The sequence below is a fragment of the Clostridium sp. YIM B02555 genome, from assembly GCF_022320955.1.
Lineage (GTDB): Bacteria > Bacillota > Clostridia > Clostridiales > Clostridiaceae > Clostridium > Clostridium saccharoperbutylacetonicum.
Genome location: NZ_JAKJJY010000020.1, coordinates 80,907 through 103,710, shown reverse-complemented (window position 1 = coordinate 103,710; position 22,804 = coordinate 80,907). Strand labels below are relative to the sequence as shown.

Sequence of the window (22,804 nt, the reverse complement as noted above, 5' to 3'; positions counted from 1 at the left end):
TTAAATAATTCATAGTATTTATAATAAAGTTTATAGATTTCTCATATTCTTCTTAAAATAAAAAAAGCAAGCCTTAATTACTAAGACTTGCCTATAATAACTTTAAAATATTTCTACTTAACTATCCTTCTTGCCGTTGCATATCTTTGAGAATAATATCCATCACTCAATGAACTTATCATAACTGGTTTTCCAGTCCTTGGTGCATGTATAAACTCCCCATTTCCAATATAGATACCAACATGACTTATTGATCCTTCTGTATTAAAAAATATCAAATCTCCTGCCTTTAAATTATTTCTATCCACTTTTGTACCTTCATTTACTTGAGAGTATGTAGTACGTGATAGACCTATCCCAAATTTATTATATACATATTGAGTCAATCCAGAACAATCAAAGGCATTTGGTCCAGCAGCTCCATAAACATATGGCTTACCTATAAATTTAAATGCGTAATTAACAACTTCATTTCCTTTACTGACTGTTCCTCTTGAAATTTTATCATTATTATTAGTTTCTGCACCACCATCTGAAGGTGCTTGAATCACTTTATTTGTCTTAAGCTCACTTGCCTTAAGTATAATCCCTTTATTTGTTTTTAAAGTAGTATCAGCCTTTGCATTTTGAGTATTAATAAAACAAACTCCTGAAAAAACAATAGTTCCAATTATAAATCTTAGAAATAAATTTTTTTTAAATTCCATTTATATACCTCTCCATGATCTGATTTAATATACCTAAGAAAACATTTTCATTCCTGATTTCATTACCTTAAATTTCAAAACATGTTTTTAGTATATTCATTAATTGGATTTAGGTCAAACTTTTTACACTTTTATATTTCTATTTACAATAAAATATCTTATTTTTACTTGATAATTCTCTAACAAGCTATCGTTTACATCAACTTAAGATTTCTATAGCCAAAATAGTCTAATTATTATAATTTCCATTTAATAATTAGACTATTTTACAAATAACTTAAAATTATCTGTTACTTTATTTCTTTAAGAACTTCTAAAACATATTCGTAACATCTACGAGCAGAAGATATACTTAAGTGTTCATCTGGAGTGTGAATATCAAAGATATCTGGCCCAAAGCTAATCATATCTAGATCTCCCAATCTCTCTTTTAATAATCCACATTCTAGTCCTGCATGAATAGCAACAACTTCTGCTTCTTTTCCATACATTCTCTTATATATTTCTTTACATACTTCTCTGATTTTTGAATCTGCTTTATATTCCCATTCTGGATATCCTCCATGAGTTGAGAATGTTCCTTCAAAAATTTCTGTCAATGACTTATTTTTTTCAATAAGTTCTTGCTTTAATGATGCCACTGAACTTCTAACAGCGCTATGATATTCTATAGTATCTTCTTTCGTTATTACAACTCCAAGATTTGTTGAACTTTCTACTAACCCCTCTATATCTGCACTCATTGTACTAATTCCATTAGGGTATAAATATGATAAGTTGATTATCTTAGCTGTAGTATCATCTGATAATATTTTTTTGTTTTTTTCTTGAAAATCTGATAATTCCACTTTTAATTCCGAATCTCTTTTATGGAACTCTTGTTTTAAAATTCCAGCTATTTTTGAATTTACTTCGTATAATTGTTTTTCTTTTGATTGATCTACTGAAATTATTGCTGTTGCTTCTCTTGGGATTGCATTATCTTTTGCCCCTCCATTTAATGATATCAAATTAAAATCAACTTCTTTTGAAATTTCTTTTAATAATCTTCCCATTAACTTATTAGCGTTTCCTCTTTCAAGATGAATTTCGGCACCTGAATGACCACCCTTTAAGCCTTTAACCTCAATTTTATATTCTTTGGTATTTTCTTTTTTATTGATCCATTTTAGTGGTAATGTAGATTGAGTTCTAATTCCACCTGCACAACTAACCCAGAATTTCCCTTCATCTTCTGAATCAAGATTTAAAACAATTTTTCCATCAAGATGATCTCCTTTTAATGCATTAGCCCCTGTCATTCCAGTTTCTTCATCTGTTGTCACTAATATTTCAAGTGCTGGATGAGCTATTGTGCTATCTTCTAATATAGCCATTGCATAAGCTACAGCAATTCCATCATCTCCACCAAGTGTAGTTTCATCAGCATAAATATAATCATCTTTCACAATTAATTTTATTGGATCTTTCATAAAATCATGAACCTTATGGTTATTTTTTTCACATACCATATCCATATGCCCTTGAATAATTACAGTTGGTGCATTTTCATATCCTTTGGCTGCTGGTTTTTTTATAATTACATTTAATGCCTCATCTTGAAAACATTCTAAACCTAAATCCTTTGCAAAATTAATTAAATAGTCACTTATTTGCTTTTCATTCCCCGATCCTCTTGGTATTTTACTTATTTCATTAAAATGATAAAATATTCTTTCCTTTGTTAATTCCTCTAAAGTTTTCATTTTATACTCTTCCTTTCTACTATTTATGTGATAAAATATTATCATACATATCTTTTTTTAGTTTATCATAAAATACTGCTATATACTGCTATATTATGTATATTTTTATTATTTTATGATTTAAAATTTTTTCACACACTATATTATATAAAAAAAATAACAAGTCACAAATGCGATGTATATTTTTCCCAAACTAGTAATTGTGCTTATATTTAAAGTATACTTACAAAATATTGCGTAAAATAAACTTGTATAGTCTGTTATTATTTTTCTAAAAGTATAAACTAAAAGAATGATTTCTAAAATTTAATGTGAGGTGTTTATATGCAAAAAACTAAAATGATTTTTACAATTGGTCCAGCAAGTGATAATGAAGAAACATTAAGAAAGTTTATTGAAATTGGGATGAGTGCTGCAAGATTAAACTTTTCTCATGGTACACACGAAACACATAAAGAAAAAATCGAATTAATTCAACGTATTCGTAAGGATATGAATTCTGCTACAGCTATTGTCCTGGATATTAAAGGACCAAAGATTAGAACTCATAATTTCATTAATGATGGTGTAACGCTTAATGACGGAGATAATTTTGATTTCATTTGTGGCGAAGAAATACTTGGTGATGAAAAAAGATGTTCTATTTCATATGATATCCTTTATCAAGACATAAAGGTTGGTGGAAAGATTCTTGTTGATGATGGTTTATTAAAATTTAAAGTTACTGGTGTCGATGAAAAAACTATACATACAAAAGTTATTGTTGGTGGAATGATTAAAAATCATAAAGGTGTTAATGTCCCTAATGTTGTTATAAAATTGCCATCAATTACTGAAAAAGATATTGAAGATATTAAATTTGGATGTAAGATGGGTGTTGACTTTATAGCCGCTTCTTTCATAAGAAAAGCTAGCGATATCCTTGATGTAAAAAAAGTGCTTAAAGAAAATAATGGTGGGCATATCAAAGTTATAGCTAAAATAGAAAATCAAGAAGGCGTAGATAACATAGATTCTATAATCGAAGTTACCGATGCTGTAATGGTTGCTAGAGGAGATATGGGAGTTGAAATTCCAATTCAAAGAGTTCCTATAATCCAAAAAATGATCATAAAAAAATGTAATGAAGCTAATAAAGTTGTTATAACTGCAACTCAAATGCTTGATTCAATGATTAGAAATTCACTTCCAACAAGAGCTGAAGCAAGTGATATTTGTAATGCTATTTTTGATGGTACTGATGCAATAATGCTAAGTGGAGAAAGTGCTTCTGGTCTTTTCCCAATAGATGCTGCAAAAACAATGTCAAAAATTGCTCAAGAAGCTGAAGAATATTTAGATTATGACCACTTAACTTCAAGACTTAGAGAGCCATCTCTTAACGATTATGCTTCTGCAATAAGCTACTCAGCTTGTAGAACTGCAAATATGTTACATGCAAAAGCTATTGTTGCTGCAACTAAGAGTGGTGCAACTGCTAAAATTCTTTCAAGATATAGAGTTAAAGCTCCAATTATAGCTATAACACCATACGACCAAGTAAGAAGAAGCTTAAACTTAAGTTTTGGAATATGCCCTATGAAATGTGATATGTTTAATACAACAGATCAAATTTTAGAAGAAGCTAAGAATATATTACACGAATTAGGTATAACTCAACCTGGAGATGACATAATTGTAGCTGCTGGAATGCCAACAACTCATACTGGTGGAACTAATATGCTAAAGATAGAAAAGATCTAATTTATTTCATTAAATTATAATACCCAATGCACAATTGTGCATTGGGTATTCCAATTCTAATTTATTCAAATTTAAATCCTTTAAGCAAATCACCTAATGATGTTCCTGCTTCGTCTTCATCACTATCTATATAGTTCAAATATTCTTTACTACTTTCTATTGCATCTTTTATGCTTAAAGATATTCTCTTATCTTCTTTATTATAATTCAATACCTTTACCTTTACTTTTTGTCCAAGTTCCAATACATCTGAAGCTTTTGCTATATTTTCATTAGTAATTTCAGTAATATGAACTAACCCTTCTATACCATCAAATAATTCAACAAATGCTCCAAAATTAGTAAGGCGTACAACTTTACCTTCGAATATTTCTCCTTCTTTAATATCGTTGCTATGTATTGTCCAAGGTTCTTTAGTTACGTCTTTTAATATTAAAGATAATTTTTGATTTTTTCTATCAACATTACCTATGAACACTTCGACATTATCACCTTCTTTAACTACATCTTCAGGTTTGTTTACCCTTTCCCATGATAAGTCTGAAATGTGAATTAAGCCTTCAACTCCACCAATATCTACAAAAGCTCCAAATTTAACTAATTTTTTAACAATACCAGTTTTCTTTTCGCCTTCCTTTAAACTTTCCCAAATAATTTTTTTATTTTTATTATATTCTTCTTCCTCGATTACTCTTCTTGACCCTACTATTTTATTGTTTCTAAGATCTAGTTCTGTTATTCTTATTTCTAATTCTTTTCCAACTAAAGTGTTAAGTTCAACTCTCTGTCTACCTGCAAGTGACCCTGGAATAAATATTCTTATATTTCCATAATAAGCAATTACTCCACCTTTAGTTTCTTCTTTAATTTTTACAGTAATATTTTTTTGATTTTTATAAAACTCTTCTATATCTTCTTTTTCTTTAATTTGTAGAGCTCTAACTAAAGAAAGCTCAACGTAACCTTCTCCATCATTTGGAGATATTACATATACATCAATTTCATCATCTTTGCTAAGAACTTCCCTTGGATCTTTTCCATCCAATGATATTTCTTCCTTTGATATTAAACCATCAAAAGCATAGTTTATGTTAACAGATGCTTCCTTGTCATTAACATCTATTACTGTACCTTTTAAAATATCACCCATATTTAACTTCTTTACATCATATTCTTTTAAAAGTTCTTTCATGCTGTCTTGTACTTCTTCATTAAGCATTATATAATCACTCCTTAATTATGATTTATCTATTACAATATTAATCCAATAAAAACTTTTATACAATAGTTACTTATTCTTATTTCTATTCCCATTTCAAACTACTAAACTTGCTATTAAAATCAATTTTAATAACAAAGGTTATTAAATACCATTTAAAGTAATAGAAAATACTATTATTAAAGAGATAACTTAACCTATATTGAGCATATTCAATATAATCACATTTTTTAATCACTTTTAACCCAATTCCCATATTGTGTATGATGATTCTTTTTTATATAATAAATACATAATCTTTTAGGGGGCGATCACTATTCATAAGATTAACAAGAAATATGTATTAACTTTACTATTAACATTTATATTTACATTTTCAAGTTTACCAATTTATACACTACATATTACTAATATAAATCCATCTGATAGTACCACAGTATTTGCTAAATCTAGTGGTGGTAAATCGAGCTCTAGCAGCAGTAGTAAATCAAGTTCTAGCAGTTCAAAATCAAGTAGTGGATTTAGCTCCGGTTCCTTTAAAAGTTCGTCTGGCAGTTCTTCATCGAGTACAGACAAAGATTCCACTAGTTCTAAAAGTGCTGAAGGATTTAAATCTGGTAATTATTCAAATAGTAATAGCAGTAATAGTGATAACGCCTCTTCAAAATCAGATTCTAGCACTACATCAACAAGTGATGGTGCTTCAAAGGGCTTCCATAGTGGTTCCTACTCAGCTACTGATAATGGTAATTCTTCAGGAGATTCTTCAAAATCTTCTAATTCTGCTAATAACAGCAGTAATAACACTCAAACATATAACAGCGGTGGTTATGGACATAGCTCATTTTGGCCATCCTTTGGATGGGGTGGTGGATACTATAGACCCTTTTATTTTGGATCACCATTAAGTTCATTAATTAATTCTTTAATTCTAGCTGGTATCTTTATATTAGCTATTATATTAATAAAAAAATACTTAAATAAAAGAAAATAATTTGTAAATTTTGGAGGTATTAATATGGGAATTTTCACAAGAATGTCAAACATGATCAAGGCAAAGGTTAACGATACATTAGATGAGATGGAGGATCCAGTTGAATTATTAGATCAAAAATTAAGAGATATGGATGAACAATTTAACAAAGCAAAATTAAGTTCAGCTCAAATTCTAGGCAACGTTCATGAAATTGAAAAAAAATTAGAGTTGGCTAAAAAAGAATCTGAAGATTATGATCAAAAAGTAAAATTAGCTTTAAGCAAAGGTAATGAAGATTTAGCTAAAAGAGCATTAGCAAAAAAAGTTGAAACAGATAAGAAAGTTTCTTCATTGCAAGCAAGCTATGATAATTCTAAAACTCAAGCTGAAACATTAAAAGCAAACCTTCGTGCTCTAGAAGAAGAAATTACAAAAACTAGGAACTATAGAGATGAAGCTGCAGCAAGATTTGCAAATGCAGAAGCTTCTCAAAAGGTCAATGAAGTTCTTGCAAATGTTCAAACAAAAAGTAACTCAATTCAAATCGACAGTATAGAAAGAAAAATTCAAAGAAAAGAATCTCTTGCACAAGGTTTGGGAGAATTAAGAGACTTAGATAATTTTGATAGTGAATTTGAAAAGTTAGATGAAGTTGATTTAGATCTTGAACTTGCAAAATACAAAACTAATAACTAGGTTGTGATACTATGGACAATAAAGATATTGATTTTATTAATTCAGAAAGAAGACATTGGGGAAAAATATATACTGATATAGCTTATGCAATAAATGAAATATCCCCATTCCTTTCTGAAAAAGATTTAAATTCAAGAAAATATTTTTCAAAAGCTTCAGTTCTTCAGCAATACACTAAACTTTTAGATTCTGCTGAAGCTGATTGTAAAAAGAAATCGTTCTTTTCAATGTTTACTTCAAGCCCTTCAATTAGTCTTCTTCAAGATTATAAGACTAAAAATATGGAAACCTTTAATCAATTAGAAAAATGTTCAAGCTGTGAATGCTTAAGCTGTAGTTTTGAATGTAATTTCAAAAAATGCTCTAGCTGTAGAAAAGGTTCAAAGATTTACTCATGTGATAGAAAAAGAGTTAATGTGAGAAAGTTTGACAGTTACACAATTGATTTAACTAACAATGAAACTGGTCGTTCTTCAAGATATGAAGTATTAGCCATGGTAGAAGATTGTTCTTTAGACAACATATACATCTTACTAGAAAACATGAATGATTCCAATGATAAACTAGTATTATACTATTATCCTGGAATTAAAGAAGATTCCTATGGTGAAATAACAGATCCTAATGAATTCGACTTTATAGTTGAAACTTATCAAAATTCATAACAGCCAAAATAAATAAACTATTGTTTTCCTATTTCGTTGAAAACAATAGTTTATTTACTTCTAATACCATTATTGAATTTCTAAACTAGGTTCTATAGTTTGTACATTTAGTCATCAGTATTTCTATTATCCTTCATCATACATTAAAAATTGTTGAACTTCTAAATGCTTCCTTCTTTCCATCTCATTAAAACAATAATTTATTATATCACTTCTTTTTATTATGCCTATAAAAGTTCCTTCATCATCTGTTACAGGTACAAAATTTTGACTTACTGCTAATGATATTAAACTTTCTATATTAGAGGTTATAGAAACAGATTTGTGATTTATTCTTCTTGGAATCTCCTTAACCTTAATAGATTCTGTATTCTTAAAATTTAAATTGTGCGTATTTTTTAATTTCCACAATAAATCGCCTTCAGTTAGTGTTCCAACATACTTCCCTTCTCTGTCTATAATCGGTATTGCTGTATATCCATGGTGTTCCATTCTCTCCATAACTTGTCTCATTGTTGACTCTTGATTTTCGCATACGACTTCATGCTTAGGTGTAAGAAAAAAGGCTATATTCATAAATAAAATCCTTTCCTTAATTGTATTCATTTGATTTTTGTTTATAAATCTATTTTATCATACTTCAAATAAAAATTCTCCAGGTAAACCATTGCTTATTAGTAAATATTCGTTTATTCGGCTTTTAACTTCTGCTATTCTCTAATTTATAAATGTAATCTAGATATTTCTCATTTTTTAAAATACTATTAACCTCACAATACCCTTCTTCTCCCTGAAGAGTTTTTTTAACTATAACTTCGCATAAAATATTACTTTTACACTTTGGACATGTACCCACCGCTGCAAATCTCCAATTTAAAAGTTTTATTTCTGTTTCTAGTTCAATTTTCTTTCCGCACTTAGGACATTTTAACATTAGTTTTTCCTCTTCAATTTTTACATCTTCTAAATTTGATAAATGTATAGCTGGCATATTATAAATATCTTTAACTATATAATTATTAATAATTCTCGAATTATATACTCTTCTAAATACTTCTACTGTATATTTTGCATCATTTAATGCATCATGCAATTTTGTATCATCAACCTTAATTTTCAATTCATCTAAAGCTACTTTTAATCCTAATGCATTTTTATGTCCTAATATTTTTGAAACATATTCTTGAACATCCAAATATTCGTTTAGCCATTTTAAATCACTAAATTTATAATAATTTGCATTTATAATTAATTCTGCAATATCATCTTTAGCCCAAGAACATAAAATATCACCTTCTTCAAACATGCCTTTTAATTTATTTATAGCTTCTTCAAAAGGTACTCCTTTCTCATCAAGAATATCTTGATTTATCTTTGTTATTTCTGTTACTACAGGATTAATTACTGGAAATATTGTAGGTTTAACGTACTCTCTAAATTCACTTATTGGTTTCATATATTTATCAACTTTTATAGCACCTATTTCAATAATTTCATTTTCAATTCCAACATTTTTGAAATCTCCATATCTCTCAAAGAAATCCTTATGATAATTTGTTATATTTTTCAAATTATTAAATTCTAAATCAATAATAATGTACCCCATATTTAATCCTTTCTAATCTTTATATTTATTTTTCAATCTCAATCCCAGCTAACTTCATTAGCTGAATTGCATTTTGTGTTTCACTTTTTCCTCTTCTTAATATATAATCGAATTTTATTTTATTTTTTTCATAGAATTCTCTAAAATTATAATTCACTATTCTTCTATCTTCATTTTCTAAATCACATAATTCTAAATCATGAGTTGAAACAAGGCCAAATCCCCCATATTGAATCAACTGCTTTATAAGAACAGTAGCTCCAGTATGCCTATCCTTTGAATTTGTTCCTTTAAATATCTCATCCAAAAGAAAGAATATTTTTTCTCCTTTTTTACATGCTTCTATTAAAATTTTTATTCTTAAAATTTCTGCATAAAATGAAGAAATGCTTTCTTCTAAATTATCCTTTGTTCTCATACAGGTATATACATTCATAATTCCACAAGAAAATTTTTCTGCACACACTGGTGCCCCTATATAACTAAGTATCAAGTTAACTCCTATCGTTCTTAAAAATGTACTTTTCCCTGACATATTAGAACCTGTAATTAATGCAACTCTTCGATTATCAATTAGTGAAAAGGAGTTTTTAACTGCTCTTTTTCCTAAAAGTGGATGCCCTATAACTGCTCCTTCTACTCCATCAGTATCTAATATCACTGGATAAATCCACTTATCATTTTCAAAGGATAAATTACTAATACTACTTAAAGCATCTATTTCATGCATAACCTCAAGCCAAATATCTAACTTGTCACCATTTTTTTCTCTCCATTTTTCCAAATTTCTCATTAGAAATACATCTAAGAAAATTATAACATTGAATAAAAGATAATATGCATTATAAGAACTATTTCCTGCCCAATCTACTATCTTGGAAAACTTTTTCATTTCTTCAGTACAGCTGGTGGTTTCACTTCTCAATTTATCCTGCAATCTTTTCAAATAGATAGAATTAAAATTTTCATTTTCAATAAGTTCAAGAATTCTGCTATAACTATAGATTGCACACTTTGTATTTTCAAATAATTTTATTTCCTCTTTTATACCTTTAGACATTATCTTAATAACTAAATAATTAACCATAAGATCTAATAATAGAAAAGCTGCTGGAATTTTTTGTACTGCTATTAAGTATATTGAGCAAAGTGTTACAAAAATGAAAGTACATGCAATAGCAATTCTTAAATAACTTGAAGACTCACTCACTTTACTCCACTTAAGCAAACCATTTAAATCTATATCTTTTGATCTTTTTAGTTTTCCTTCAACAATTAACTTTTGCCTCCATGAAACCTTTTCTCCTAGTTCCTTTATAGCCTCCTGTCTTTCTCTTATTTCTTGTACAACTAATATTTTTTCCTTCTTTAGTACTCTTGATAATTCTTCACGACCACCTTTAGTCACTGTAGAATTAATATATTGAAAGACTGAATTATTCCCAAATATATCCAAATCATTTATAAAGGAATGTTTATTGTCTAAATACTCCTCTCCATTATCTTTAAAATATTTAAATTCACCATTTAATCTTTTAATTCCCTCTTCATTTATTTCTACTAGCAAATCAAGTTTCTTTTTACATTCAAATATATTATTATGATAAAATACTAATGCTAAAAATATAATCGAAAAAATTATAGTTACTAGTATAATTGTCTTTAAACTATTTTGAGTATATAATATATAATCAATTACAACCGCTAAAATTACTACAACAAGTCTACTCCATCCAACTATACTCACTTTTACATTTAGCTCTTGGCTTTCTTTCCTATTCTTCTTAATATTATTTTCATAAAATTCTTCAGCTAAAACCATATTACCTCCTAATTATTATTTTCAATCTACTTCATTCATTAAAATGAATAATCTTTATTCACAATTATTTTCTCTGAAAATATCTTTCGTCATTAATGCCATATCCATATCCTCATAAAAATTATTGTTCAGATAAAATTTACTTGTTCCATTCCCTTTTGAAGTCACCAGAATAATTTTAGTTACATCAAGTTCTATTAACCGTTCTTCTAATGCATTAACCAACTCACTTCCTATTCCTTTCCCCTGAAGCTCATTAGAAATAAACAATTCTTTTAAGTTATAATGAATGCCATTATAATACTGCTCACAATTACCAAGGATAGCACCTTTAACATTTCCATCTTCAGCATATAAAATTCCCACAAAATTTGGCGTCATATAAATATCGTTTAATCTTTTTTTAGCAGTTTCTGACGTCCATTTATCATTCCAAGGTTCATTGTTAAATGCTTCCACAAAAAGTTCTGAACACTTCAATATATCTTCTTTATTAATCATAAAAATTTGACCCAAAACACCTAACTCCTCCTATAATTTACTCAATCTAATAACAAGAATATTTTTAATTTAATTTACTACGCAAGTTTATTCCCAGTTACTTACCATTTCAATAGTACCATTTTATATAATACATTTCAAACCTATTCATCTTTTATCCTTATATAGATATCCAAATTAATAATCAAACTTATAAATGGAATATACATCCATCATTGAGAAATTATAATCGTAACACTAAACTAGAAATTAGATACATATTTGTGCAGGCGGCATATGAAATTGAGCTGTGATGGTTATTAGTGGAAGGTTGTTCCACTTTCTGCTTGTCATAAATTTACTTTAGGAACCTGCAGAAATGGGTGCAACCTTCCACTTAGAACACATCCAGCGAAAATTTCATAAGTCCGCTGTAATAAATATGTGTTTAATTTCGGTAAGTTCCGCATATACCTAATTCTTGCTTTGGATATCTATACAGAACAATAATATTCTTCCCTGTAAATATAATGAAGAAAGCATCAATAAATCTAAATTGATTTATTTGATGCCTCACAAACTTAACTATCTATTCTTTTGATAAACAGTCATATATTTCATTTAAATTATATTTCATTGCTTCTATATAATTTTTATCATCTTCTTTAGATTCTAAAGTTAATATTGGAACCACCTTTGCATCAACTTCTTTTGCTAAAGTTTGTGATACTTTGGGACTCGCTAATGATTCTGAAAAAACTGTTTTTATGTTATTTTCTTTACAGAAGGTTACTAATTCTTCTAATTGTTTTGGAGTTGGTTCTCCCTCTGCAAATAAATTTTCAACTGACTTTTGCGTTAACCCAAAATCTCTGCATAAATATCCAAAAGCAGCATGACCTGTTATGAAATTCTTTTTATTTAATGCATCAAATTTAGGTTTATATTCATTATACACTGCCTCTAACTCTACTTTAAACTTATTATAATTTTCTTCATAATAATCTTTATTTTTTTCATCAAGCTTAACAAGAGTATTTTTTATATTTTCACATTGTATTTCTGCATTTTTAGGACTTAACCAAATATGTGGATCAATAGCATTTCCTTCTTTCCTTACATCAACTCCTGCACTTGAATCAACAATCACTACCTTGCTATCTTTAATTGACTCATTAACTTGATCTACCCATTCTTCCATACCTAATCCATTATAAATGAATACCTTACTATCAGTTAATGTCTTGAAATCTTTAGTCTTTGGTTCATAGTCATGGGGTTCCATATTATCTGCAACTAAGCAGGTAACATCCGCTTTATCACCAGCAATTTTTTCTGTAAATTCTTTTAGTGGATATATTGATACAACAATATTTAATTTCTCATCTGCAGTATTTTGCGTTACCGTTTTTGAATTAGTCTGACAACTAATAAGCATAACTCCTATTAATAGCGCTAATACTCCTGAAATGATCTTCTTTTTCATATCTTACCTCTCTTTGCATTTGATTTGCATTTGCATCTCTGGTAATAATATTACTATTTATGCTTTCATATGTCAATTCAAAGATTAATTAAATTATATTCATATTGCTCGTCGTCCAATATATCTTTTTCTATCTCTTGGCAAGTAAAAAATATTATTTGTTCAAAATTCTCGCCCGCTAAAAGCTCTATAGCCTTTTTTCTTCGCTCATCATCATATTGAACAAAAGCATCATCTAAAAATATTGGGACATCTTTATTTTTAAACAGCATATTAATAAAAGAAAGTCTTAAAGCTAAGTATAATTGATCTTTAGCTCCATTACTTAATATTTCTGCTTCAAATAATAGTCCTTCATTTCTGATCTTCAGTTTATATTCCTCTGATATTTTAGCTTCCTCATAATGTCCATTAACTAAAAAATTAAATTTATCAATAACTTTTTTATTTAATTCTGGCCCTACATTTTTCTTGATTTCATTAAAAGATTCTTGGAGAATATCACTTGCAAGCTCTATTGCTTTAAATTCCTTTTCACGTTTTAAAGTTTTCTCTGTATTTATTGATATTTCTTCTTCAATTTCTGAAATCTCTCTTTTTCCCAAGTATCTTTTCTCTATTAGATATTCTAAGTCCTTTATTTCTTTTTCAGTCTTTAATAATTCATTAGACTGCTTCCTAATTTCAATATCTATTTCTTCTTCTGATTCATATGAATAATTTATATCGTTATTTATTATTTCCTTCATTTCTTGCTTAATTTCGTCTATGTTCCGATCCTTTATTAAAACCTTATAAGTTTCTTCAACATTTTGTAAAGCACTTCTAATTTCTTTCATTTTATTTATTTTTTCTTTATATTCCTTTAAGTTCATATGAAGATCAGCTATTTCAATATTTTCTAATCCTAATATTGAAGTTTTTTTCCTTATTTCTTTTTCTCTTTCAAGCAGCTGCTCTGCAATATTATATATTTCTTGATTAACTCCATTAATTTCATATTCATTTCTAGATATTTCTTCCCTTAATGCTTCATAAATTTCTAATTTTCCTAATACCTCATCTAAAGAATTACAAGACAATACATTACATAATGAAGAAATTACACCTTTGTTTCTATTATACTCAGTTTTTAACTTAGTAATATCAAATTTATTCAGCTCATCTTCTTTATTCTTAATAATTATCTCCATACTTTCTCTATAACTTTTATACTTATCATATTGAGCAAGCTTACTTATAAATTCTTCATATGATACACACTCTAATTGATTTATATAGTTATTGAGTTTTTCCTCATACCCTGAAATCTTTTTCTGTAGTTCATCTATGAATTCTTTATTTTTCTTATTAATCTCCTGCTTTTTTATTTCTATAGAATATTTTAAATATAAGCTCACCAATAAAATAAATATAGGTATACATACAATCATAACAGGCATAACTTGCTTTAACACACTATATACAAAAGCAACTATACTCATACTTCCAATTACATAAACAAATTTTATTTTTGTATAAGCATTTTTCAAGTTTGTCTTAACTTTATGGTAATCTTGATTTTCTATTTTATATTTTAACTCTGTCAAACCATCTCTATAACAATTTATAAGCTCTTCAATTTCTTCTCTGTGTTTGCTTATAAATTCTAAATTTCCTATTGCTCTCTCGCTTTTATTAATTTCCATTTTCAGTCTAGAAATTTCATTTTGGACACTAATAAAACCATTAATCTTTTCCTCTAAGTTTTTCACATCAGCTTTTAGAGTATATATCTTATCCTTTATATTATTGCCCATTGATAAAAACACACTATAAATCCTCATATTTTCTTTCTTTTGATGTATTTGTTCTTCTAACCTATAGAGTTTATTCAATTTTTCTTGCTTCGCATCTAGCAAACTTAGATATTTTGAACTCTTTTCATTAATTTCTTCTAGAAATTCAACTGTTATATATTCATTACCTTTTTTCAATTCTTGACTTATTACTTGCTGTTCTCTTTTAAGTTCTTCACCTTTTATTAAATAACTACTTATTTCTTTATAATCCTTTTTAAGCTTAATCTTTTTTACATACTTCTTATATAAATCTAATTTTTTAATTTGTTCTTTTATATTTTCCTTTATATCTCTCTTTTTTAGTAAATTTTCTTCATTATCTACATTTTCTTCTGCCAGTTTATAAGCTTCCCATAGCTCTGCTTTTAACAACGCATTGCCTTCCTTGAGCAAGTCAAGTTCTCCACCTTTTCTCACACTAGATAACTGCTTTTTCCTTTTCTCTAATCTCTCGAGCACTTTTTTTACTGAAGTATTTTCATCTCCAGTATTATAAATATTAGTCATCTTTTCCATTATCTCTTCTTCTTTGTCCTTTAATATCATAACCCCTAACTGACTTATAAATAGTGTTTTCATAAAAGTAGATAAATTTATATTAAAAAAATATTTTCCTGGCTCATTTGCATATTCTATATCAATTGTTTCACCAGTTATTTCATCCAAAATTTCACAGGTGTCATCTTTCCTACTATTTCCAAAGCTTCTTTTTATAATATATCCTTTTCCATTGTACTCCATTGTTAATTCACCAGAAATCTTTTCTCCGGTCAAAGGCATATACCTTTTTCTATCATTAAAACGTCCTCTTGAGCCATCAATTCCATAAAACCATATTCTAATAAAATTCTCAATAGTGCTTTTTCCCTTTTCATTTCTCCCATAAATTAAGTTGAAACCATTTGAAAAATCTAAACTTTTACTTTTTAAACCTGCAAACGCATGTATATCAACTCTTTTAATTATCAACTATCTTCACCTCATCTCCTGAAATACTTTGAAGTCCTATTTTGAGGGCTAAAGTTATAATTTCTTTTTCTTCTTTTGTTTCTGCATTTTTTAATTTTTCATATATTTTTTTTGCAAATACATTTTTAAGTGAATATCCTTTAATCAACTCAGTTATATCAAGTTTAATTTCACTTTTATCAACAATTTTTATAAAATAAAATTCATTCTTCAATAGTTCTTCCAATACTTCTTCATTTATAGTAAATTCTTCACTTACCTGCCCTATTAAAATTATTTTGTAAAAATTATTTTTTCTTTCATAATTGCTTATCTCATTCAATATGATATTTTTCACTTCATTATATCCAAAACAATCGTCAATATTTATTTCTCTTTCATAATAATTTCTAATTGAAGTCTTATTAAATTTACTTTCTACATATCTGTCCTTAAGCTGTAATAAAACTACACCTTTATCATCTAATTCATCAAACCCTCTTCCTTGTGGACATCCACTATAACTATAATAAGTATTTTTTATTCTTCTAACTTCAGAAAATTTATGTCTATGTCCCAAAGCTATATAATCCATATTGCTATTACCCATTTCTTCTTCAGTAATAGGATTATAATCATTTCCTTCACTAATTGTAGAAATCTCACCATGAAGTACCATTATATTATTATACCCTTCTACTCTTTCAACTTTACTTAATAAAGACTTATTGATATGAGTAGTATTAAACCCCGCCCCCCATACTACAGTATTTAAATCTTCTAAAAATATTTTCTCCATTTCTCCTTTGAAAATATAAACGTTATCTGGCCATTCCACAATGCTATAAAAGGATTTTTCATTAATTGGATCATGATTTCCTGGACTTATAAACACTTTGACATTCTTTATTTTTTCAAGACAATTTTTAATAAAATAAAGAGTCGTCTTATTTACAGATAGATTATCAAACACATCACCTGCTATCAACAATATATCTATTTCATCATCCAATGCTATTTGCATTATTTTTTCAAAAACTAATTTTAATTCCTCCTTATTTTTCAAAGCTTGTTTTGGTGTCATTCCACTAAAAGGAGTATCAAAATGTATATCTGCTGTATGTAAAATTTTTATTTTCCTCATAATAATCACCTATAACTTCATATCGAACTTTTGTTCTAATTTTACCACGAAAATTTAGAACAGTCCAAAAATCTTTATAAACACACAAAGAAGAGATACATTTCACTTTTGTGTAATGTATCTCCCTGCTTTAGAATATGATTATGTTTTTTAACACATAGGATATAGCTTAAAAAATGTTTTTAATTATATTCTATGTTCATATTCCTCTACCATTCTTTTTACCATTTCTCCGCCTACTGAACCACATTGTCTAGAACTTAGTTCTCCATTATATTCTTTAAATGGAACTCCTAGTTCTTGAGCTACTTCGTTCTTGAATTTAGATAAACCTTGTCTTGCTTCTGGAACTAATGCCCTATTACTATTTGACATGACGATCCCCTCCTCGGTTAATTTGGTATATATATCAGTAAACAAAGTATTTTCACTTCATCTGCCGACAATAGTATTTTAACCTTAAACGGTCATATCATTCACGTTAATTTAAGGGTAATATTAAAATTTTTACCATAATTATTCCTATTAAAAATAACTTCATAATATATATTTATTATTTTCTCTGTTTCTACTATACGACTATTTCTTTTAATACAACTTGTATCTCTCGATTTATCTCAAAAAGAAGATTATCCTTTTTATCTATTATAAATAGATTTAATAAATCAACTGCCAATATATTTAATTCATTAATATCCTTATCATTTAATACAGCTTTATTTTTAGCTTTGCTTAAATATTTATTAATATCTTTATAAAGTCTAATCATTTCATCTTTTATTTGTTCTTTTGATATTAATTCTCTATTCAATCCAGACGATATTTTAATGAAATCTATTACCTTCATTGGAATTAGAAGGTACATACTACTTTCAAATAATTGTTTAAAATCATATTTCCAACCCTTAATTATATTAACTTTGTACGCTACATTTTCACCTTCACAGTCATCTCTAAATTCATATTCATCAGGTACTTCAATACTTGAATTTAACATTATTAAGCACTTTGTAGAATCTTCTTTTAAATTGTTCTCGTTAACATATTCTTTTCTTTTTTTATTTAGACTTATAACATTATTATCATCAGACAAATCAACTTTACTTATTATTATCCCTATATTTTGTTCATCTTTTGCTTGAAACTGTATTTTATATTCAATTTTTTTATATTCATCTTCTGCTGATACTTTCAAATTATAATTTGAATCCTTCAGTATTATTACTTCACTTTTAGAACCTTCTCTATTTTTCGTAATATTAACTTTTGCAGTTTCATTAAAATCATCATTATATATCGAATTAATTAATTCCATCAATGGCATATAATTTTTTAATGAAAAAATTCTTTCCATAATCTTAATTAACTTTTTTTCAAAAACACTGCTTTTTGCTTTTGCATCATTATCATTATTTAAACTAAATAATCCTTCTCTATTTTGCAAACAGTTAAATTTTTCTTTGAAAGTAACATAAGAATTCTTATACTCTTGCTGCTCTGCATCATCTTCAATGACAGTTAACAATTTATTTCTATATTTAACTTTTTCTTCTCTTACTTCATTTAATAAAATTAACTTATTCATAACTTTTCCACCTCTACCATGGATTATTACCATAATATGCTTATATTATACGATTATTTCGAGGATTTCAATGTAAATTTATTCCATGGAAAGATTAAAATTATATAAAATTGATCTTTTGTTACTATAATTTTATTATTTTAATAAAATCATCACCTTTTCAAATATTAAAAATATAATTACTATATGATTTTTTTTATATTATTTAAAAATTCGATATTTTTCTACTTTCTTTCGACATTTACCAATAATCATATTATTATTACAATATGAAGTTTTAGTTTTTTAGAAAGATTTAAAGCATTATAATAATAACACTTTAACTTTCTAAATATATTGCTTAATTATAACTAACTTCTATATGTAGATATCCAAATGAATAATCAAACTTATAAATGGAATATACATACATCATTGAGAAATTATAATCGTAACACTACACTAGCAATTAGATACATATTTGTGCAAGCGGCATATAAAATTAAGCCTATTCTTCTGATAATCTCTGATTAGTCTTAATTATTAGTTTATACTTCCAAAATGCTCCAATGGATAAAATTTAAATTGTACTTTTCCTTCTATATAAGAAGCATCAATATAAGGATTATTCCAGCGTCTTGAATCAGCTGAATCTGGTCTATTATCTCCTAAAAAGAAGTACTTTCCTTCTGGCACTTGAAAGCTTCCATTATAGTTGTCTTTATTTTTCACATAATCTTCATTTAATTTTTCTCCGTTTCTAAACACTACTCCATCTTTTATATCAATTTTATCTCCTGGAAGTCCTATTAATCTTTTTACTAATCTTTCTTTGTATTCATCTGAATGAAAAACTATAATGTCGCCTTCTTTAAGATTTTCTGTATTGTATACTCTAGTTACAGCTAATCTGTCTTTTACGTTTAAAGTTGGAATTAATGAACCACTCATTACTTCCACATTAAAAAATAGAAATTTATGTACTAATAAAGCTACTCCTATTGCAACAATTATTGGTATAACCCAGTCTTTGAAGAAATTTTTATTACTTCCTCTAATAGATTTATCATCTGTATTTTTTTCCGAATTATTACTTACAAATTGCTTTAAATTAAGCATTTTACTATTCCCATTCATTCTTGTCACTCCATTCTCAAAAATTTTGAATAAATTCTTATCACTAAAATCAAATTTGCAATCCAAAACGACTCATATATAATAACTTATCTTTTTATTCAAAATAAAATAATTCTTCAAATTTTTTATCTAACGCTATACAAAGTAATAATGCTAGCTTTGCACTTGGACAAAATTGCCCTGTTTCTATAGAACTTATTGTCTGCCTAGATACATTAACTAGTTCTGCCAAATCTCCTTGTGATAATTTTTTTTCGGCTCTAGCTACTTTCAATCTATTTTGTAAAATCAACTTTTCTTCCATAACTCTCCCCTTTATCTAGATGCCATTATAAAAAATTGAAGCAAAGAGCACATAGATGCCACACTAAAAAGAACTCCTGATATCAATAGTTTCTTATGTTTCAAATAGTAATATTTATAAAATGATTCAGTTGCTCCATATGCTGTGAATATTGCCCATATATCTCCTGTTGGCATATGTTTATAATTCTTAAATAGTACTAATATAACAACTACTGCACTAAAAACAAGCTTAGCATTCATTCCCGCCTTACCTTCAATATACTGTTCCATTTCATCTTCGCTATCTATATTACTCTTTTTATTTCTTTCTAGTATTTCCTCTTTATTCACAATATAACTCCTCCTTCATGTCCTCATATCATTACCTAATATCCTAATATTATATAAAATGCCTTGCATTGTCAAGTATACTTGTCAAAATTTCTTTTATACTTGGCAAAATGACAACTTTACTTGAATTTTTTTCATTATAAAGGTTAATTGAAATACTAGATAAAATTTTACTGTACAATTTCAATTACAAATAACGCAAATAAGATTATCCATATTTCAAAGAATTATTAAAACTCTTTACAATATAGATAATCTAATTTATTTAATTGATATATTTTAGAAAAAACCTGTTCAATTTATTAAGACTTTAAGTATGAATTTTATTTGCGCTTTACCACTTCAATTGCTTATTGTTGGACCAATAGCTAGAGGTATTTTCTTTAAAATGCACCCTCCTATTATCAATGTTTAAAAACCTTAATTTAAATTTTATTTAATAAAACCTATAGTAATAGATAATCAAAATATTGCTATAGGTTTCTCATTTAAATTTCTTACTTTTCTATATAATTAATAACATTCTTTACTATCAAATTAATGGTACCATCACCATTCCTTTGTATTTCAAACTTGCTTGAATCATGATAAGTATCTTCATTAATATACAAATCTATCCGCTTATCTATGTTTAATCTAACTCGCTTCATCTTTTTTTCAACCCAAGTTTTATCTACTGCTACTTCTTCATTTAATCCTTGCTGCTTTATGTAACTTGAAAAGTCTTCTTTTATTTGAGGATGTTCATTAAAAATTTCTGCCGAAAGCTCATCAATATTTATAGTATCTTCTTCTTTCAGCTTAGCTTTTATGGCAGTTCTAATTTCTTCAGCTTTTCCTGCATCTTCAGTAATATTTTTTCTAGTCCAGTTCTCTGCTGCCTTCACAAAAGTTCTTGTCATATCTCTCTCATTAGTAACAATACTTGCGCCTAAAAAAGTATTTATAAAATAATTAGCTCCATATTCATCTTCTTTGCTGCTTTTTTGCTTATCTAAAATCATCAAATTATATCTGTCTTCTTCATTAATAGGTTTTATAAATGCAGCTTTTTGAATTTTTTGTCCACTACCTGGAAGCCCTGCTGATTGTGGAACTATACCTATTCCAATTTTTTGATCTATAAACTGAATTTCATGAGTAAAGTTCTTAACATAATCCATCTTAAGTATACCTATCATAGGACCTTGATCTGTTGTTAAAGATACTATTATTAAGTCTCCTGATGGAATATTTACATTGGCCTTCATTATTATGAATAATTGCCTTGCTAATTCTTTAGATAAATTAATTAAATCATTATCCACTCCATTTAAATAGTCTTGAACTACTTCCTTAACTATATTTCTTTCTAAATTAAATTTTCCATATTTAAGCTCTTCATCTTTAAAGCATTTTTCTAAGTGTTTATATAAAAAAGCATATATGTCCTCACTTAATTCTAAACTGTATTCATTTAAAATAGGATCTTCTCCATTACTATCTAATATGTGAATAATTGCTTGATTTATATTAATTTCATTTATATATTCCATAGTTTCACCATCCAATAAAATTTATACAATAGATATTATAAACTTTTATCGATTAATTTACTACAATGTTTTACTAGTAAAGAGATTTGAACTATAATAGTATATGTTCTAATTATCAATGTTCTCAATTATCAGCTTATGATGAATATTTCATTTTCTTTCAGAATCTCTTAAATTGAGATGTATAATATTGATTAGGACTTATAGGTAGTTTTAAAACTATCCTAATACTACGTTATAATTTATACTAAGGAGATTATATTATGCAGGAATTAGAAACAAGAATTATTGACATTGATGTTGATAATATTAGAAAGATTTTAATATCAAATGGTGCACAAAAAGTTAAAATGGAAGATCAAGTTAATGATATATATGATTTTGAAGATGACAGACTTTTGAAAAATAAGGGATATGCCCGTATAAGAACTGTTAATGATATGCTTAATAATAAAATTGTATATTATATGACTACCAAAAAAATGATATCTCAGGAAAGATTTAAAATCATGGAAGAAAACGAAGTTATAATTGATAATAAAGAAATGGGAGAAGGAATATTTAAATCTCTTGGATTAGTTCTTAAAGAATCTAATAAAAAATATAGAGAAAGTTATAAATTTGATGAATGTTTAATTGAAATAGATATAAATGATAAGACTTTTTGTCCATTTCCTTATTTGGAGATAGAAACCAATTCTGAAGAAAACTTAGAAAAGGCAGTTAAATTGCTCGGTTATACACTAGAAGATACAACTTCACAAACCATTTATGATATTTTAGCCCAAAAAGGTATAGTTAATAGTACACCAAAAGGCATTTAGAATATATATGGTTCCCTCTAAAGGGACCAT

At 27.3% G+C, this 22,804-nt stretch carries 21 protein-coding genes; 4 read left to right on the top strand and 17 right to left on the bottom strand.

Going from position 1 to position 22,804, the window contains the following annotated elements:
* Window positions 1-113: 113 nt before the first annotated feature.
* Together L3B98_RS22130 and L3B98_RS22125 are read right to left on the bottom strand one after the other, a co-directional pair.
* Window positions 114-707, bottom strand: coding sequence for a C40 family peptidase (locus L3B98_RS22130; RefSeq protein WP_238918273.1), 594 nt, complete (start codon window positions 705-707; stop codon window positions 114-116).
* Window positions 708-997: 290 nt separating this feature from the next.
* Window positions 998-2,452 carry an aminoacyl-histidine dipeptidase gene (locus tag L3B98_RS22125; RefSeq protein WP_015395296.1) on the bottom strand — a complete coding sequence of 485 codons (1,455 nt, stop codon included), beginning with the start codon at window positions 2,450-2,452 and terminating at the stop codon, window positions 998-1,000.
* Window positions 2,453-2,776: 324 nt separating this feature from the next.
* Here L3B98_RS22125 and pyk point away from each other — a divergent pair, with 324 nt between their 5' ends.
* Window positions 2,777-4,195 (top strand): pyruvate kinase, encoded by a 1,419-nt coding sequence (gene pyk / locus L3B98_RS22120; protein ID WP_015395297.1) that lies wholly within the window; start codon window positions 2,777-2,779, stop codon window positions 4,193-4,195.
* Window positions 4,196-4,256: 61 nt separating this feature from the next.
* On the opposite strand, the gene rpsA is transcribed toward pyk, so the two are convergent.
* Complete coding sequence (rpsA, locus tag L3B98_RS22115; RefSeq protein WP_238918272.1) at window positions 4,257-5,414, bottom strand: 30S ribosomal protein S1; 1,158 nt, start codon at window positions 5,412-5,414, stop codon at window positions 4,257-4,259.
* 390 nt (window positions 5,415-5,804) lie between these two features.
* Entirely contained in the window at window positions 5,805-5,999 is a 195-nt protein-coding gene (locus L3B98_RS22110) for a hypothetical protein (RefSeq protein WP_157228389.1), read from the bottom strand.
* A 433-nt stretch (window positions 6,000-6,432) separates the two neighbouring features.
* Between L3B98_RS22110 and L3B98_RS22105 the strand changes: the two genes are divergently transcribed.
* Together L3B98_RS22105 and L3B98_RS22100 are read left to right on the top strand one after the other, a co-directional pair.
* A complete protein-coding gene (locus L3B98_RS22105) occupies window positions 6,433-7,086 on the top strand; it encodes a PspA/IM30 family protein (protein ID WP_238918271.1) in 654 nt (217 codons plus the stop codon).
* 11 nt (window positions 7,087-7,097) lie between these two features.
* Window positions 7,098-7,751 (top strand): DUF1292 domain-containing protein, encoded by a 654-nt coding sequence (locus tag L3B98_RS22100; RefSeq protein ID WP_238918270.1) that lies wholly within the window; start codon window positions 7,098-7,100, stop codon window positions 7,749-7,751.
* A gap of 126 nt (window positions 7,752-7,877) precedes the next feature.
* Here L3B98_RS22100 and L3B98_RS22095 read toward each other — a convergent pair whose 3' ends face one another.
* The 13 genes from L3B98_RS22095 to L3B98_RS22035 form a co-directional block, all read right to left on the bottom strand.
* The gene (locus tag L3B98_RS22095; RefSeq protein WP_015395301.1) at window positions 7,878-8,327 is read right to left on the bottom strand and encodes a CBS domain-containing protein; all 450 of its coding nucleotides are present in this window, start codon (window positions 8,325-8,327) and stop codon (window positions 7,878-7,880) included.
* Between the two features lie 124 nt (window positions 8,328-8,451).
* Complete coding sequence (locus L3B98_RS22090) at window positions 8,452-9,357, bottom strand: 3'-5' exonuclease (protein ID WP_015395302.1); 906 nt, start codon at window positions 9,355-9,357, stop codon at window positions 8,452-8,454.
* Window positions 9,358-9,382: 25 nt separating this feature from the next.
* On the bottom strand, window positions 9,383-11,179 hold the full coding sequence (locus L3B98_RS22085) for a MutS family DNA mismatch repair protein (protein WP_238918269.1): 1,797 nt from the start codon (window positions 11,177-11,179) through the stop codon (window positions 9,383-9,385).
* A 54-nt stretch (window positions 11,180-11,233) separates the two neighbouring features.
* Window positions 11,234-11,695 carry a GNAT family N-acetyltransferase gene (locus tag L3B98_RS22080; RefSeq protein ID WP_238918268.1) on the bottom strand — a complete coding sequence of 154 codons (462 nt, stop codon included), beginning with the start codon at window positions 11,693-11,695 and terminating at the stop codon, window positions 11,234-11,236.
* Between the two features lie 553 nt (window positions 11,696-12,248).
* Window positions 12,249-13,145 (bottom strand): zinc ABC transporter substrate-binding protein, encoded by an 897-nt coding sequence (locus L3B98_RS22075; protein WP_238918267.1) that lies wholly within the window; start codon window positions 13,143-13,145, stop codon window positions 12,249-12,251.
* A gap of 77 nt (window positions 13,146-13,222) precedes the next feature.
* Complete coding sequence (locus L3B98_RS22070; protein WP_238918266.1) at window positions 13,223-15,955, bottom strand: AAA family ATPase; 2,733 nt, start codon at window positions 15,953-15,955, stop codon at window positions 13,223-13,225.
* Window positions 15,945-17,078, bottom strand: a complete 1,134-nt coding sequence (locus L3B98_RS22065) for a DNA repair exonuclease (protein ID WP_015395307.1) — start codon at window positions 17,076-17,078, stop codon at window positions 15,945-15,947. Before L3B98_RS22065 ends, L3B98_RS22070 begins: the two co-directional genes overlap by 11 nt.
* A 186-nt stretch (window positions 17,079-17,264) precedes the next feature.
* The gene (locus L3B98_RS22060; protein ID WP_015395308.1) at window positions 17,265-17,453 is read right to left on the bottom strand and encodes an alpha/beta-type small acid-soluble spore protein; all 189 of its coding nucleotides are present in this window, start codon (window positions 17,451-17,453) and stop codon (window positions 17,265-17,267) included.
* Window positions 17,454-17,649: 196 nt separating this feature from the next.
* Window positions 17,650-18,663, bottom strand: a complete 1,014-nt coding sequence (locus L3B98_RS22055) for a hypothetical protein (RefSeq protein WP_238918265.1) — start codon at window positions 18,661-18,663, stop codon at window positions 17,650-17,652.
* Window positions 18,664-19,185: 522 nt separating this feature from the next.
* Window positions 19,186-19,779 (bottom strand): signal peptidase I, encoded by a 594-nt coding sequence (gene lepB / locus L3B98_RS22050; RefSeq protein WP_238918264.1) that lies wholly within the window; start codon window positions 19,777-19,779, stop codon window positions 19,186-19,188.
* 94 nt (window positions 19,780-19,873) lie between these two features.
* Window positions 19,874-20,083, bottom strand: coding sequence for a helix-turn-helix transcriptional regulator (locus L3B98_RS22045; protein WP_077366328.1), 210 nt, complete (start codon window positions 20,081-20,083; stop codon window positions 19,874-19,876).
* 11 nt (window positions 20,084-20,094) lie between these two features.
* Entirely contained in the window at window positions 20,095-20,415 is a 321-nt protein-coding gene (locus L3B98_RS22040) for a DUF6442 family protein (protein ID WP_077366329.1), read from the bottom strand.
* Between the two features lie 497 nt (window positions 20,416-20,912).
* Window positions 20,913-21,950, bottom strand: a complete 1,038-nt coding sequence (locus tag L3B98_RS22035; RefSeq protein ID WP_238918263.1) for a nucleoid-associated protein — start codon at window positions 21,948-21,950, stop codon at window positions 20,913-20,915.
* Between the two features lie 263 nt (window positions 21,951-22,213).
* On the opposite strand from L3B98_RS22035, the gene L3B98_RS22030 reads away from it, so the two are divergent.
* Entirely contained in the window at window positions 22,214-22,774 is a 561-nt protein-coding gene (locus tag L3B98_RS22030; protein WP_015395316.1) for a CYTH domain-containing protein, read from the top strand.
* Window positions 22,775-22,804: the final 30 nt, after the last annotated feature.

Bases quoted from the DNA above. Each gene is read 5' to 3' on its own strand.
- L3B98_RS22130 (WP_238918273.1), bottom strand. From the start codon at position 707: ATGGAATTTAAAAAAAATTTATTTCTAAGATTTATAATTGGAACTATT.
- L3B98_RS22125 (WP_015395296.1), bottom strand. From the start codon at position 2,452: ATGAAAACTTTAGAGGAATTAACAAAGGAAAGAATATTTTATCATTTT.
- pyk (WP_015395297.1), top strand. From the start codon at position 2,777: ATGCAAAAAACTAAAATGATTTTTACAATTGGTCCAGCAAGTGATAAT.
- rpsA (WP_238918272.1), bottom strand. From the start codon at position 5,414: ATGCTTAATGAAGAAGTACAAGACAGCATGAAAGAACTTTTAAAAGAA.
- L3B98_RS22105 (WP_238918271.1), top strand. From the start codon at position 6,433: ATGGGAATTTTCACAAGAATGTCAAACATGATCAAGGCAAAGGTTAAC.
- L3B98_RS22100 (WP_238918270.1), top strand. From the start codon at position 7,098: ATGGACAATAAAGATATTGATTTTATTAATTCAGAAAGAAGACATTGG.
- L3B98_RS22095 (WP_015395301.1), bottom strand. From the start codon at position 8,327: ATGAATATAGCCTTTTTTCTTACACCTAAGCATGAAGTCGTATGCGAA.
- L3B98_RS22090 (WP_015395302.1), bottom strand. From the start codon at position 9,357: ATGGGGTACATTATTATTGATTTAGAATTTAATAATTTGAAAAATATA.
- L3B98_RS22085 (WP_238918269.1), bottom strand. From the start codon at position 11,179: ATGGTTTTAGCTGAAGAATTTTATGAAAATAATATTAAGAAGAATAGG.
- L3B98_RS22075 (WP_238918267.1), bottom strand. From the start codon at position 13,145: ATGAAAAAGAAGATCATTTCAGGAGTATTAGCGCTATTAATAGGAGTT.
- L3B98_RS22065 (WP_015395307.1), bottom strand. From the start codon at position 17,078: ATGAGGAAAATAAAAATTTTACATACAGCAGATATACATTTTGATACT.
- L3B98_RS22060 (WP_015395308.1), bottom strand. From the start codon at position 17,453: ATGTCAAATAGTAATAGGGCATTAGTTCCAGAAGCAAGACAAGGTTTA.
- L3B98_RS22055 (WP_238918265.1), bottom strand. From the start codon at position 18,663: ATGAATAAGTTAATTTTATTAAATGAAGTAAGAGAAGAAAAAGTTAAA.
- lepB (WP_238918264.1), bottom strand. From the start codon at position 19,779: ATGAATGGGAATAGTAAAATGCTTAATTTAAAGCAATTTGTAAGTAAT.
- L3B98_RS22045 (WP_077366328.1), bottom strand. From the start codon at position 20,083: ATGGAAGAAAAGTTGATTTTACAAAATAGATTGAAAGTAGCTAGAGCC.
- L3B98_RS22035 (WP_238918263.1), bottom strand. From the start codon at position 21,950: ATGGAATATATAAATGAAATTAATATAAATCAAGCAATTATTCACATA.
- L3B98_RS22030 (WP_015395316.1), top strand. From the start codon at position 22,214: ATGCAGGAATTAGAAACAAGAATTATTGACATTGATGTTGATAATATT.